General features: G+C 43.4%; 13 protein-coding genes. 7 read left to right on the top strand and 6 right to left on the bottom strand.

Features of this window, described 5'->3' with window-relative positions; translation table 11 throughout:
* Positions 1-69 precede the first annotated feature (69 nt).
* From L0992_17965 to L0992_17985, 5 genes are all read right to left on the bottom strand, one after another.
* Positions 70-219, bottom strand: a complete 150-nt coding sequence (locus tag L0992_17965; GenBank protein XGB69917.1) for a hypothetical protein — start codon at positions 217-219, stop codon at positions 70-72.
* 94 nt (positions 220-313) lie between these two features.
* Positions 314-670 carry a hypothetical protein gene (locus L0992_17970; GenBank protein ID XGB69918.1) on the bottom strand — a complete coding sequence of 119 codons (357 nt, stop codon included), beginning with the start codon at positions 668-670 and terminating at the stop codon, positions 314-316.
* 224 nt (positions 671-894) lie between these two features.
* A complete protein-coding gene (locus tag L0992_17975; GenBank protein ID XGB69919.1) occupies positions 895-2,142 on the bottom strand; it encodes a Rid family detoxifying hydrolase in 1,248 nt (415 codons plus the stop codon).
* A 609-nt stretch (positions 2,143-2,751) separates the two neighbouring features.
* Positions 2,752-3,336 carry a hypothetical protein gene (locus L0992_17980; protein ID XGB69920.1) on the bottom strand — a complete coding sequence of 195 codons (585 nt, stop codon included), beginning with the start codon at positions 3,334-3,336 and terminating at the stop codon, positions 2,752-2,754.
* Positions 3,337-3,564: 228 nt separating this feature from the next.
* Positions 3,565-4,449, bottom strand: coding sequence for an AraC family transcriptional regulator (locus L0992_17985; protein ID XGB69921.1), 885 nt, complete (start codon positions 4,447-4,449; stop codon positions 3,565-3,567).
* Between the two features lie 192 nt (positions 4,450-4,641).
* Between L0992_17985 and L0992_17990 the strand changes: the two genes are divergently transcribed.
* From L0992_17990 to L0992_18015, 6 genes are all read left to right on the top strand, one after another.
* Positions 4,642-5,790, top strand: coding sequence for an iron-containing alcohol dehydrogenase (locus L0992_17990; protein XGB69922.1), 1,149 nt, complete (start codon positions 4,642-4,644; stop codon positions 5,788-5,790).
* Between the two features lie 283 nt (positions 5,791-6,073).
* Entirely contained in the window at positions 6,074-6,790 is a 717-nt protein-coding gene (locus L0992_17995; GenBank protein ID XGB70373.1) for an amino acid ABC transporter ATP-binding protein, read from the top strand.
* A complete protein-coding gene (locus L0992_18000; protein ID XGB69923.1) occupies positions 6,790-7,587 on the top strand; it encodes an amino acid ABC transporter permease in 798 nt (265 codons plus the stop codon). The genes L0992_17995 and L0992_18000 overlap by 1 nt, the downstream gene beginning before the upstream one ends.
* Before the next feature lie 12 nt (positions 7,588-7,599).
* A complete protein-coding gene (locus L0992_18005; GenBank protein XGB69924.1) occupies positions 7,600-8,409 on the top strand; it encodes a transporter substrate-binding domain-containing protein in 810 nt (269 codons plus the stop codon).
* 139 nt (positions 8,410-8,548) lie between these two features.
* The gene (locus L0992_18010) at positions 8,549-9,472 is read left to right on the top strand and encodes an amino acid ABC transporter permease (GenBank protein XGB69925.1); all 924 of its coding nucleotides are present in this window, start codon (positions 8,549-8,551) and stop codon (positions 9,470-9,472) included.
* A gap of 218 nt (positions 9,473-9,690) precedes the next feature.
* Complete coding sequence (locus L0992_18015; protein XGB69926.1) at positions 9,691-10,635, top strand: ADP-ribosylglycohydrolase family protein; 945 nt, start codon at positions 9,691-9,693, stop codon at positions 10,633-10,635.
* Between the two features lie 193 nt (positions 10,636-10,828).
* On the opposite strand, the gene L0992_18020 is transcribed toward L0992_18015, so the two are convergent.
* Positions 10,829-12,835 carry a TonB-dependent siderophore receptor gene (locus L0992_18020; GenBank protein XGB69927.1) on the bottom strand — a complete coding sequence of 669 codons (2,007 nt, stop codon included), beginning with the start codon at positions 12,833-12,835 and terminating at the stop codon, positions 10,829-10,831.
* A gap of 19 nt (positions 12,836-12,854) precedes the next feature.
* Between L0992_18020 and L0992_18025 the strand changes: the two genes are divergently transcribed.
* On the top strand, positions 12,855-14,063 hold the full coding sequence (locus tag L0992_18025; protein XGB69928.1) for an AraC family transcriptional regulator: 1,209 nt from the start codon (positions 12,855-12,857) through the stop codon (positions 14,061-14,063).

A 14,063-nucleotide genomic window follows, 5' to 3' on the forward strand; every position in this document is an offset into this window, starting at 1 on the left:
GCCGTATGCATTAAAGTGCATCAAATAGAGATGTTGAGAGTTGGTAATGGATCAAAGATCCTGCATAAATTAAAACAAGCCAACCAACACGACTGACAACAGTATGCCACCTATAAAGCTAGGGGCATGAAACGGGCGAGCTTGGGATTTTACGTACTCTTTTTGAAGCTCTTCTTGATAAGTTTTGACGGCAAGTTCTTTTACGTAGTTATTTTGCATAATAAGCTCCTTTTCAATGATTAAGAGAAGCTTAAGACTTGAAGTAAGGTTGAGGTAAAGCAAAAATTCAGATTAATTGAACACTTGAGTTTTGTCACTCGAGGATTACCCTAAAAACATCATTATTCACACCACCCACGTCCACTAATTCTCCAGTTTTCATATGAAGTGACGTGTTTAGTTGTCGAGTTGAGCGTGGCTCTTTCGTTTCTCGAATAACGAGCATATCGACCAAGTAGCCAGAGTCTTGCTTCCGAATTGAACCCGAAAAAGTCACACTTTCAACCCTGTCCGCGAGTACAGAATTAAATGTTTTATCTTCTAGCACACCTGCGGAGATCGATGTATCGCCATAAAACAACGTGATACTGATTGGGTCGGGTGCTAACACTTGATTGGATGAACACCCCATCATAGCTAGGCACAACATTAAAATAACTCGAAATTGCATAAACTGGTTTTCTTACGTTAAGCGTCTGTTTTTCATATTAAAACACTTCACATCAATAAACGCCATACGTTGGCAGAAGCTTGTTTAGAGTGAATTGTGTAGTGAGGCTTAACGATAGGTTTATATCTTGAGATGGGGCTCGCTATTCACAGATTCGGCTCTAACTCCTTGTTAAGAAGTTAGAGCCGACATTGGAACGCTATATTCAAATTGGGTTCAGTGAATTAAGCAAAAACGTCTTGTGGCGGTGTGCCTTCGCAGTTAGAAACGACGGCATCAATTTGGATTAAAGCATTCATAGGAATCTCTGAAACCCCTACCACCGTTCTTGCCGGTAAGTCAGCATTAAAGAACGTAGTGTAGATCTCGTTCACCGCATCAATATCTGAAACATCTTTAAGCTGAATATTAATTTTCACCGTATCGTCCATGCTGTGGTCAACACTTTCAATGATCGCCTTAATATTTTGTAGGCACTGTTCAGCTTGCTCTTTTATGCCACCAGCAACCACCTCATTGGTTTTCGGATCTACAGGTAGTTGACCAGAAATATGATTGTAGTGAGAGAAAGCAACGGTGTGCGAATAAGGCATAAATGGCGCATCAACCGTATTATTAGCTTCAATAACCAGTAAGCGAGTATCTTCTGGCAGTTGTGGCGGTGTGCCATCGCCGTGTGAAACAGACGTATCGATTTGAACTAAAGCGCCCATTGGTAGTTCAGCGGCATTAACAATCGTTCGCGCTGGTACATAACTTGGGAAGAACTTAGCGCAAACTTCATTTACCTTTTCTGCATCTTCAATATTTTTAAGGTAAATCGTGGTTTTAACCACATCATTCATAACATGACCGATGCTCTCTAGAATCGTTTTAATGTTTGTTAAACATTGTGTCGTTTGTTCTGTGATACCACCTGAAACCAACTCACCTGTATTTACATCGATAGGCAATTGAGCTGAAAGGTTGTTGTAGTGAGAAAAAGCCGCTGTCTGAGTAGAGACAACACTTTGAGGCGCGTTATCTGTATTCCTTGATACCTTCACCAGCGCGCAAGGTGCTTGTGGTTTAGTGCCTTCGCCGTTTGAAATAAGCGCATCCATTTGAACTAAAGCGTCACTGTTTGGAAGCGCAGCTACGCCCACAACAGTGCGTGTAGGTAGAATGTTTTGGAAGAAGCTTTTGTAAACTTCATCGATAGCATCGATATCAGAAATATTCTTAACGAAAACATTAATCTTCACAACATCATCCATAACATGGTCGATGCTTTCAACAATAGCCTTAATATTATTTAAGCATTGTGCTGCTTGGTCTTTAATATCACCAATCACAACTTCACCTGTTTTAGGGTCGACAGGTAATTGAGCTGAAAAGTTATTATAATGAGAAAAAGCGACCGTTTGTGTAGATACAGAATTTGTTGGTGCGTTTTCAGTATTTCTTGAAACTTTAATGATATCGCTACTCATCGAAATTATCCTTTTAATAATATAGGAATACGTGTTTATGTTGAACAACCGTATTGGAAAGAATGATTAAAGTAGCGCCATGTTAAGTGAATTATTTTAGGGTAAACGTGATACCTGTCAGACTCTAAGGTGACTATAAATCAGCAGGTTATAGAATAATTAGTCATCACACGACTAATTATCCGTCACATTTGGCTTTATCAACTGCTAAATTCTCTTTAATTTTTAAACTATTCAATAATCCTGAATACTCTCTCAAGTAGTGTGATAAGTAATTTACGAAATTTAGATGCAGTTTGATAGGTTGTTCACAATAAAACAGCCTTATTATCAGAACCATTGAACTACTAATAAAATATCCTGCATAAACTCTTAAGCTATTTAACTAATTATTTTTAAGAGGCTATTTTATACGAGTAAGTTAATAATATGTTCGATAATCAAATACCAAAAATCGGACAAAGCCCATGGTTAGATACATTTACTCATATAATTAAACAAGCGACATGTTTAGGGTAACTGGGTGAGAAAGGTGGTTGTGATACTAAGAAGTGTTGTTTTCTGAAATGAAGATGGCGTCAAGACTAGCCATAGACGCCATTGTATCTCTTAGCGATTGCTAGAAAAGAATTTAGCCTCGGCTTCTTCTACATATTTAGTGTAATAAGTAAGACCTTGAGTGGCAATTTCAACTGGGTGTATTGACTTCAAAGATTGTCCTAGGTGTTCACGTGGAGGGTTGTACCATTTACCTGAGTTTTTTACTTTGAGCGCAACAACCGTTGGTGGATGATCTGTTACTATCATAGGGTCACCTTCGAAATGAACAACTTCGCCATTAACAATTCGCATTTCTTTAATGTAACCACCTTTACCGTTAGCAAAATTCATTGTTCTGCTTCCAGGCTTAATCTCGGTCACCTCTTGAATTGAATGATTATCAGCGTCACGGGCTTGCTTCAAGTATTTAAGCAGTTGGTCTTTTTTGCGATCTCTCGTGAACTGACCTTGCCATGGTTGAAACTTATTTTGAAATTGTTGACAACCTCTTTCAGTTTTATTCCATACTTTTTCTAAACAATTGAGAAAATCTCGCCATTCTTCTTCAAAAATTTCAAAACTGGTGGCAGATTGCATATCACCTAAGGCACGTTCTGCAGATCTTATCTCTGCCCATGCAGCCTTCAAAGTCATATAAGTGTTCCTTCATCAAAGATGAGCCTCAATGGCTATTAGACAGATAGTTCCCGCATAAAATGAAGACTTTTCTATCTGGTTATTTTTACTTACTTGATAGTATGCCGTTTAGTATTTAAATAACAGTGATTTAGGCTAGGTTTTCCTTTGATTTTTAACAGAGTACAGAAATGATCTACATAGATTAAATGCCGCACGTTTCGGAACATAGGTATTGAGTAAAGGCTAAACAGCTCTAGGGGTGGTATTAAAGTGGCGCTTAAATTCTCGGCTGAATTGAGATGGGCTGGAATAGCCGACTCGGCGTGCGGCATCGTTGATTCGTAGCCCTTCTAACTGGATCAACTCTTTGGCTTTGTTGAGCCTGACCTTTTTCAAGTATTGAAGTGGTGATTCAAAGGTGACGTTACGGAAAGCATTGTGAAAAGCAGACACACTCATGTTCGCTTCATCGGCTAGCGATTGAACGGTAATGGTTTGGTCATACTCTTCATGGACTTTAGACAGTGCTTTGGCAACACGTGCGTAATGGCCGTCGTGATGGGCAAGATCGAATAACACACGCCCTTCTGAACCGGTTAATGCGCGATAAACAATTTCGCTAACAAGCGCATCGCCCAATATGTTGGCTTCGATATCGCAGTGCAGGGTTTTGATAAGTCGAGTAAAGCTTTCTAACATCCTATCTTCCATAGGGGTCGACTCTAAGCCACTCGAGTTCTGCTTATGTTTGTTGCAGTAACTTTCGAGAAATCCTTGGTCTTCCAGCTTTTTCACCAAGCTGTGTAAACGCTGAGAATCAATGTTAATAGACAAACCAAGTAAGGGTTCCCCATCGACAGGTAAGGCTTCGCACTCTAATGGCATTGGCACACCAACAACGAGGTAATCGCCCGCGGCGTAAGTAACAGGCCTTTCACCGATATAGATGTTCTTTTTACCCTGCCCGAGCATGATGATGCCAGACTGATAGGTAAAAGGTTGGCGCTGGTTACCACCACTGCTTCGGTAAAACCAGACACCCTCGATCTCAGTTTCTCTGATCCCTTCGAGATCATCCCAACCTTTGTATTCAACGTAAGACTGCATTAACTGAGCGAGTGTATTCATAACGGGTGATATTCCATTCAAGGTGCGGAGTGTATTTGCACAAAAGCCCAAAAAGAATAACAAGTTTGTAGAAATAGGCAATTAATTTGGAGGAACTGCCCTTCACCACCCTAAATTCCTGTACTAATATGCAAATATAGAAATTGAGCAATAAATCAAAATAAAAATCTAGCTTTACACAAGGAACCTACAATGCAATTTACTTATGTTAACCCTACAGTAATTCACTTCGGCCAAGGCCAAATCAACGCTATCAGCCAAGCGGTTGATACTTCAAAGAAAGTACTTGTCATCTACGGTGGCGGTTCAATCAAAAGCAATGGTGTTTACGACCAAGTAGTCGCATCTCTTAAAGATCACGCTTGGATTGAGTTTTCTGGTGTTGAAGCAAACCCAACGAAAGAGACGCTAGACAAAGCCGTCGCTCTTGTTAAAGAAGAAAACGTAGAATTCATTATCGCTGTTGGCGGTGGTTCGGTAATCGACGGTTCTAAGTATGTGGCTGCAGCGGCTAAATACGACGGTGACGGTTGGGATATCCTAGCGGGCAAACACCAAGTAACAGAAGCAACGCCAATCGGCGCGGTGTTAACGCTTCCTGCTACAGGCTCTGAATCTAACATGGGTGCGGTAATCACTCGTAAAGCGACTCAAGAGAAACTGGCTTTCCTTAACCCTGCAGTACAGCCTAAGTTTGCGGTAATGGACCCAGATGTAATGAAGTCTCTACCAGAGCGCCAATTAGTGAATGGTTTAGTCGATGCTTGGGTACACGTGTGTGAGCAATACATCACAATGCCAACAGATGCGATGGTTCAAGATGGTTACGCTGAAACACTGCTGAAAAACCTACTTGTACTGGGTAAGCAATACGACGAGCGTGACAACGACGCATGGCGTGCAAACCTAATGTGGACAGCAAACCAAGCGCTTAACGGCCTGATTGGTACGGGTGTTCCTCAAGATTGGGCAACTCACATGATTGGCCACGAGTTCACAGCACTATGGCACGTAGACCACGCACGTTCTCTTGCGATTGTTCAACCTTCACTACTTCGTAACCAAATCGAAGCGAAGCGTGGCAAGCTAGAGCAAATGGGTCGTAACGTATTTGGCCTAGAAGCGGGTGCTGACTTGGCAGAGCGCACTATCGATGCAATCGAAGCGTTCTACCACAGCCTAGACGTTGCAACTATGTTCGACGGCTACCAAGCAACTAAAGCGGAAGCAATCGACAACGTTGTTGCTCAACTTGAATCACACGGTTACCTGCAACTTGGTGAGAACCAAGCAATCACGCTAGAGAAAACACGTGAGATTCTAGAGTCTGCGATTCACTAAGCTCGCTAAAGCTTAAACAAAGCCGAACAACATAGAATTACAAAGACAATTTGAACAAGTGAAGTGCCGTAAACAAGATTTATGGCATCACACTGAACCAAATACTTTGGCCCTACGTATATCAAAAGCAGCGTCCATTTCGGGCGCTGCTTTTTATTTGCCCTACAAGATGCTATTAAATTCTCATAAGTCCCTAATTTTATGTGCAATCATATTTCTATATTGTTAAGGTAAACCTGTCTCTTTACTAGGTATGAACAACGATTTGAACAATCTCAAGGAAATGGTTAAGTTTAAGTCACTTAACAAGTGGTATGGTGATTTTCATGCCCTAAAGGATATCGATTTAAATATTGAACAGGGAGAGATAGTGGTGATTTGCGGACCGTCAGGTTCAGGTAAATCAACCTTGATCCGCTGTATCAATCAGCTAGAACCCTTCGAAAGTGGCGAGCTTTCCGTGCTAGAACAAACGCTTCCGTGCAAGTTCCACACGCCAGGTCAAGTCGGAATGGTGTTCCAGCACTTCCATTTATTCCCCCATCTTACTGTGCTTGAAAACCTGACTCTGTCCCCAATTCGTACGCTTAAGAAAAGCAAAGAAGAAGCAGAGAAAACGGCTATGCATTATCTCGAATGTGTGCACATTGCCGAGCAAGCGAATAAGTACCCAGCTCAACTTTCTGGTGGCCAACAACAACGTGTTGCGATTGCTCGATCTCTTTGTATGAAGCCTGAACTGCTGTTGTTTGATGAACCAACATCTGCTCTTGATCCGGAAATGATCAACGAGGTGCTTGATGTGATGGTTGAGCTAGCAAGTGAAGGGATTACCATGGTGTGTGTGACACACGAAATGGGTTTTGCGAAACGTGTTGCTGACCGTGTCATATTTATGGATGAAGGACAAATCGTGGAATCCAATACACCACAATGCCTGTTCGAGAATCCTCAACACGAGCGTACTCAAGCGTTCCTAAATCAGATTCTGACTTACTGATGCTGCTTAAAATTGTAAAACCTGCCCTATCCGCATTGGTACAAATTGTTGTGCTCGCGGCTGCGGTTATCTGGATCCTCGATTCTGGCGCTCAAGCCATGGGATACAGCTGGCAATGGGAACGCGTGCCCGACTACATCGCCTTTTATGAAGACGGTGAATGGTGGCCTGCAGAATTGATGGAAGGACTACTCGTTACCATCAATATCTCTTTGATTTCTTTGGTCGCTACGCTAATTATTGGTTTAACCACAGCCCTGTTACGCAACTCTAATTCCGTGGTTGGTCGTACCCTCGCCACCAGCTATGTAGAGTTGATTCGTAATACGCCGTTATTAGTACAGATTTACTTGCTCTATTTCGTGTTTGGCCCCGTACTAGGGCTGGATCGCTTTAGCACGGCTGTTTTAGCCTTGGCACTTTTCCAAGGGGCTTACACCGCCGAGATATTTCGTGCCGGTTTAAATGGCATTGCGAAAGGACAATTTGAAGCAGCTCAATCTTTGGGCTTATCAAAGACCTATACTTATTGGGATGTGATTCTTCCTCAAGTGATACAACGCACGTTGCCACCTCTGACAAATGAAGTTATCTCTCTTATCAAAAACTCTTCGATTGTCAGTGTCATGGCGATTTTCGACCTGACAACCGAAGCCAGAAACATAGTTTCTGAAACCGCGATGCCATTTGAGATCTGGTTCTCTGTGGCGATCATTTATCTCGCACTTACACTTTCACTTTCTGCCGTTGCAGCTTGGCTTGAGCATAAGCTCGGGGCTAACTGGCGAACACAATAAGGATTTATCAGCATGAAGCTCTTTAAAACCGCAATTACAGCTCTACTTGCGCTTGCCGTAAGTTTGCCTGCACTTGCTTCTGAAACGCCTAACCTAGATAAAATCAACGAACGTGGCTCTCTGCGTGTTGGTATGTCGACTTTTGTACCTTGGGCGATGCGTAACAAACAAGGTGATCTTGTTGGCTTTGAAATCGATGTGGCAAAACGCCTAGCTGAAGATTCAGGCTGGAAAGTTGAGTTCGTACCGACGGCGTGGGATGGCATTATTCCTTCTCTACTCTCGAACAAGTTTGATGTAATCATCGGCGGTATGTCTATCACTGAAGCACGAGCTAAAAGCGTTCTGTTCACTGAACCTTACTCTCATTCAGGCGTTCAACTCGCAGCGAATAAAGAGCTAGCTGAAGGCTTTACTCAGATCTCTGATTTCGATTCTCGTCGTGTGAAAATTGCAGCGCGTCGCGGCGCATTCACGGTTCAAGTGGCTCGTGAAACTTTCCCGAAAGCAAAAGTACTTCAGTTCGATGACGATGCTCAAGCGTTCCAAGAAGTGCTAAACGGCAATGCACACGCGGTTATCGCCTCTAGCCCGAAACCAGAGCACGAAGCGATCAAAAACGCAGACACGCTATTCATTCCATTTGAAGAGCGCCTGTCAAAAGGTAACGAAGCATTTGCTGTGCGCCTTGGTGAAACAGACAAAACTGAGTTTTTCAACGAGTGGATCAAAGCACGTACTGAAGACGGTTGGTTGAAAGAGCGTTACGAGTACTGGTTCTCTACTCTAGATTGGCAAGACCAGATTGCTCAAGGTCAATAATCGACAGCTAATTAGACGCTAAATAACCAATCAAGGCAGTACCTTACTGGTACTGCCTTTTAAGAAACACCCGAGATAGCTATAAACTCATAGCCCACTCTCACAACACATTAATTATCATTGTTTAAACAGGAATGACGTGAGTAGTACTAGCGCATTATCAACGCCCAAGCCCAACCTTCACACGAAGCCTTGGTATCAACGCCTCAATCTATTAGATGGAGTGTTGTTTGCCATCATTTGTGCGTTCGCAGGTTGGCTGTATTATCGCTCTGCTGTCGGTATTAACTATCAGTGGCGATGGGAAGACGCGTTCACGTTAATCTTCATTCCACCTTCTCAAGGCAGTATTCCTTATTTCTTCAAAGGCTTGGTCGCAACATTGCGTTTGAGCTTATGGAGCATGGTGTTAGCGCTCTCTTTCGGCACACTGTTAGGGGTAGCAAGACACTCTAAGATCGCTTTATTCAAAACACCGGCGCTGCTTTTCATCCAGTTGGTTCGAAATATCCCACCATTGGTGTTTGTGTTTATCTTTTACTTCTTTGTGTCTAACCAGTTGATCCCTTTGCTCGGTTTAGAAACCCTTCTACGTGAACACAATGGTGAAATTAACGCTATTCAAGATTTCCTCTTCGGGCCTGCAAACCTATGGGAAAACTTAGCCTCTGGCGTTATCTGTATTGGCCTGCTCTCTTCCGCTTATATCGCTGAGGTTATCCGAGCTGGCTTAGAAAGCATTCCTAAAGGCCAATGGGAAGCAGCTGATTCACTAGGGTTGTCTGCATTCTCTAAGTATCGATATGTGGTTGGCCCACAGGTATTAACCGCGATTACACCACCTTTAGCGGGTCAGGCAATTTCTCTAGTAAAAGATACCTCGATTGTGTCGCTGATTTCGATTCAAGAGATGACGTTTGTTGGCACTGAAATGGCAAACTCTTCCGGTTTGATCTTCGAGATCTGGCTGATTGTTGGCGCGGTTTACTTTGCGTTATGTTTCACCCTTTCACGTATTTTCAAAGTCATTGAACAACGATCGAGTGTTTATCTTAACCGCTAGTATCATTGTTCATTTAGACGTGTATTCAAGCGCCTGTTAGATGCCAATATAGCCACCTAATTCATAATATTCATCCACTTATCCTGATTGGTTTAACCCATTGACCAGTCAGGATTAATTGCTTAAAAACTCTCTACTGAAACACAGCAACCCCATCATTTAGACACTATACTTCAAGTATCAAATTCCATTGGATCTTCTCAAGGACTTCACTCAGCATGGACAATCATAAAGAAAGAGCTTTTTACGCCGTTGTTGGCGCATTGGTTGGAGACGCCGCTTCCATGGGGCTGCATTGGTTGTATGACCAAGAGAGGATCTTACATGTGGCGGGCTTTGAACCAGAATTTCGCTCACCCAACCAGTTCGATTATCAAGACAAAGGCTACTTTGCCCACCAAGGAAAAACCGCTGGCGATCAATCGCAATACGGTGCTCAGTTATTGGCGATGGTCGATAGCCTAGTCGACAATCAACACTACGACGAAGCGAGTTACATTAAGCACTTCCGTTTCTGGTTTGATTTTGGTGGCAGTTGGCAAGGTTACATTGATAAGGCGACTCGTATGAGCTTGCTGAACATACATCAACTAGAGCTAGCAGATGCTCCAATCACAGCTTGTGGCGCTGATGACACCCAATTACCTGCGGTTTCAAAGCTTATTCCTTTGGTGGCATGTACCTACACTTCTCACACCTTACCGGCTATGGTCGAGAGTGCGGTTCGAGTCACTAACAATAATGATAAAGCGGTAGAGTGGGCACAAGCTATTACTCTACTGATTCAAGCCGCGATACAAGGTAATTCTCCACTTCAATCGGTAGAAATGGTACGACAAACCTGCAGTAAGTTTATACACGATCAAATCGATGCAGCCCTCGCAGAGCCTGAGCTTTCAATAACAGATGCCGCGAAAAAGTTCGGATTACATTGTGAATTGAGTGCCGCGTTCCCGCTGCTGATTCGCATTATTGCTGGCGCTCAGAGCTTTAAACAAGGCATTCGAGACAATATCTTATGTGGTGGTGATAGTTGTGGACGTGCAATTGTGATTGGCGCGGTATTAGCGGCTTGCTTCTATGAAGAAGACGGAGCGATTCCAACAGAATGGCTAAACCAAGTCGAACTCAATGGTGGTGTATTGTCTCTGCCAATTGAATAGTATTGTGGAGCCTGGTTAGCTGCTCAAACAATCATAAACTAAAGCGCCTCTCGATTCCTTGCTCGAGAGGCGCTTTTCTTTTCACTAAAACGAATGCATTAAACGGATAACTTCAATTTAGAACGATAAACTTTGCGGATCCCTACGACCGTGAGTTTATCGCTCAAACCAAACCTATGAGTTTAAACCTGTCCTAGAACTGATAAGCGGCAGAAAGCTTGTAGTTACGGCCAGGTTCATAGTCATCCAAGGTAAAGCCTCTGGCTGTGCCTGAACGAGATGCGTGTGAGGAGTATTGCTCATCAAACACGTTGTCGACACCAAAGGTAACAGACAGTCCGTCAACATTTGATGGCACCCATTGAGCGTAAAGGTTATGTACGTCGTAACCTTCTTTAATTGGCTGACCATCGAATACATTGTCTTCGTCTTTAACAAACATCGAGTTCCACCCAAAGATCGTTTCAAGCGCTTCAGACTGATAATCCAGAGTCAACGTGATGCTGTCACCCATATCAATACTGCGACCATTGCCACCCGCGACAGCGCCGCCTGTGTCTTTGTTCTTAGTATCTGAACGCGCATAAGACAGCTTACTGTTAAACATCTCGTAGCCGTAAGACAAGCTTGCCTCGAAGCCTTTAATCTCGACATCACCCAAGTTGTAAATCAAGTAACTCTGGCTTGCAGCCTGGTACTCTTCAGTAATGTAATCATCAATATCGGTTTGGAACACGGTTAGGTTAGCACCAACGAAATGATCATCGATACGCTTATCAAAACGCACGCCACCTTGTGTGTTCTGCCCTGTTTCAGCTTTGATATCGTCCGCCAGATACGCGACGTCTTGGTAAGCAATAAAGGTTTCCATCAACTCTGGGCCTTTGAACAACGAGCGCGTGCTCGCAAATAAGGTCCAATCTTGAGTCACATCCCATTGTGTTGCCAATGACCACGTTACGTCGTCAAAGTCGTCGTTTCCTGTCTCAGCTTTACGCTGGTAATCATCAAAGCGCACACCTGCGGTGATAGAAAAAGCTTGAGTAAAGTAGAACTGGTCTTCAACAAAAAGTGCGGTAGAAATTGCTGACTCGTCCATAAACTTACTGCTGCCGTAATAGCTGCTCGATGACTTGTCCATGTAGTCAAAGCCATAGGTCGCGATGTTATCAAACGACATTAATCGGTAGTCCGATTGGAACTTAGCATTCAAGCCAAAGTTTTGGTTCTTCGCAGTGTTGTTAGACAAGCGATTCGATGGCCAACGTGGTGCCATAACGCTTTCATCACGCTGAATTTCGGTCTCTGTGTTATACAGAGTAACGTTACCCTTATGACTTTCACCTCGTAGCTCATAGCTAGCCGTTATTGTGTCACGGTCATAATCGGTAGGAATGAGAATATCGTTAGACAAGCCTTCATTCGCACCACCTGACATATCTGGACGCGGACTGTAATCGCCACTATCACGGTAGAGATCATAAGAGAGCTCAAAACGGTGTAAGTCACTCGGCTCGAAACCAATCTTACCGAGAATGTTGTATACATCCCCTTCTGAACCAAAGGTTTCATTTCCATCACCGTCTTTAAAATCATCACGGCTCATGTAGTGGCTGTAGAGCATGGCATCGACGTTATCCGACAATAAACCATACACAGTTAATGAACCTTGCTGGCTTGCGTTGGTGGCATAGCCACCATAAACACGAGCGCCAAAGCTCTCGTCATAACGAAGCAGGTCTTTTGCGTCTTTGGTTTCAAACAGCACGGAACCGCCTAACCCATTTTGCGTGACCGAGTTATTACCCACTTGGATATCAGCCGATTTCAAAATGTCTGGGTTAAGAGTGAGGTTACCAATATGGTGGAACATGTTCGCGTGCTGAGAAGCACCGTCGAGTCGAATATCTAAGTCAGTTTCGCTTAAGCCACGGATGGTAATTCGTTGGTTGACCGAGTGCGTTCCCCCAACATCAACACCGGGAATTTCACGCAGTAAATCCGACATATGGTCTGCTTGTTTAAGTGACATGTCATCGGCAATGATAGATTCGGTGTTACTGGATACCTTCGTTCCCCACACCACGACTTCATCAAAGTGCGATGTGCTCTCTTCTGCCATCACAGGGCTGCTAAACGCGCTGGCTATAGCAATACAGAGGGTTGAAAGCTTGATTGTTGAGCTGACTGGGCTTTCCATAATTCAATCCTAGATGTAAATGATAATAATTCGCAAACATGATAGAGTTGTAGTTTATAAATGCACAGATGATTTGCTTATGCGAAAACGCATAGCTGTTATGAGGAAAGGTCAAATGGGTGAAGTAGCGTCAGAGCAAACTAAACTTGCCGAAACGGCTATAACTGGAAGAGTCGAGTTAAACAAGAAAGCTGTGTTAACGAAAAAAGTCGCTCTAACCAAAAAGCTAGAACAGACTGAAAAGCAGATCATTGTGACACAAGGTCAAACCAAGCAGACCTCGCTTGCTGAAGGTAAATTCCTTTCTTATCAATACAATGACCAAATTTTTGTGCATGGCGGCCGCTGTATTGAATTGGTCGACAGCAATATTGTATCGACGGCCCACTCCGCAATCTTGATTACCATTCTTCTCGAAGGGAAACTCACCTTTGGCTACGACGATCTTGAGTTCGATCTCGATGCCAGTAATGGGCCGCAAGGCGTGGTAGTCAACTTAGCTAAACCTGCCAACTTTAGGCGCTCGTTGATTCAAGATAATAAGATGAATAAGATCAATATCTTGGTTAAGCCACAATGGGTAAAACCACGTTTAAGTGACCACTGTTCAAGCAAATCATTCTTAGATTCACACAAGGCGTTTTACGATGTGCAGTTTAACGCTGACATCATTCAACTCGCCAATACACTCACTAGCCAAGCGACACCGACCAACTTCCAAGATAAGCTTGTCGTAGAGACGTTAACCCAGCAGTTACTAGCTCAAACCTTGTCGCAGATGCCGATTCAATGTTGCAAAGAGTGCGCATCTGAGGACATTAACCCTAGTCCAAACGGCACGGATCAGAACGTTGGCTTTGACCAAAACGATAACCAAGTTTCGGCTGAAAAAGGGTTCGACGCTAAGATAGAAGACATCATCAGCTACATTGAAATCAACTTGGATAAACCACTCAGCCTTGAAAGCATCGCAGGTCGATTCTCAATGAGTATCTCTAACTTACAACGCCGCTTTAAACAATCTTACAACCTGACGATCAACGGTTATATCCGACACCGACGCTTAGATATAGCGCGCCAACATTTAGAACGAGGCTTGGTATCAATCACCGAAGCCGCCTATGAAGCGGGTTATCAACACCCTTCAAACTTCACCAGTGCATTTAAGAAAGCATTTGGTGTTCCGCCTCATGCACTTGCTAAACATTCTGCATCAAGAGGCAGCTAG

The organism is Vibrio pomeroyi, assembly GCA_041879425.1.
Classification (GTDB): domain Bacteria; phylum Pseudomonadota; class Gammaproteobacteria; order Enterobacterales; family Vibrionaceae; genus Vibrio; species Vibrio pomeroyi_A.

Coding starts and splice junctions, on each gene's coding strand:
- L0992_17975 (XGB69919.1), bottom strand. CDS start 2,142: ATGAGTAGCGATATCATTAAAGTTTCAAGAAATACTGAAAACGCACCA.
- L0992_18015 (XGB69926.1), top strand. CDS start 9,691: ATGGACAATCATAAAGAAAGAGCTTTTTACGCCGTTGTTGGCGCATTG.
- L0992_18020 (XGB69927.1), bottom strand. CDS start 12,835: ATGGAAAGCCCAGTCAGCTCAACAATCAAGCTTTCAACCCTCTGTATT.
- L0992_18000 (XGB69923.1), top strand. CDS start 6,790: ATGCTGCTTAAAATTGTAAAACCTGCCCTATCCGCATTGGTACAAATT.
- L0992_17985 (XGB69921.1), bottom strand. CDS start 4,449: ATGAATACACTCGCTCAGTTAATGCAGTCTTACGTTGAATACAAAGGT.
- L0992_18025 (XGB69928.1), top strand. CDS start 12,855: ATGATAATAATTCGCAAACATGATAGAGTTGTAGTTTATAAATGCACA.
- L0992_17980 (XGB69920.1), bottom strand. CDS start 3,336: ATGACTTTGAAGGCTGCATGGGCAGAGATAAGATCTGCAGAACGTGCC.
- L0992_17995 (XGB70373.1), top strand. CDS start 6,074: ATGGTTAAGTTTAAGTCACTTAACAAGTGGTATGGTGATTTTCATGCC.
- L0992_17965 (XGB69917.1), bottom strand. CDS start 219: ATGCAAAATAACTACGTAAAAGAACTTGCCGTCAAAACTTATCAAGAA.
- L0992_17990 (XGB69922.1), top strand. CDS start 4,642: ATGCAATTTACTTATGTTAACCCTACAGTAATTCACTTCGGCCAAGGC.
- L0992_18005 (XGB69924.1), top strand. CDS start 7,600: ATGAAGCTCTTTAAAACCGCAATTACAGCTCTACTTGCGCTTGCCGTA.
- L0992_17970 (XGB69918.1), bottom strand. CDS start 670: ATGCAATTTCGAGTTATTTTAATGTTGTGCCTAGCTATGATGGGGTGT.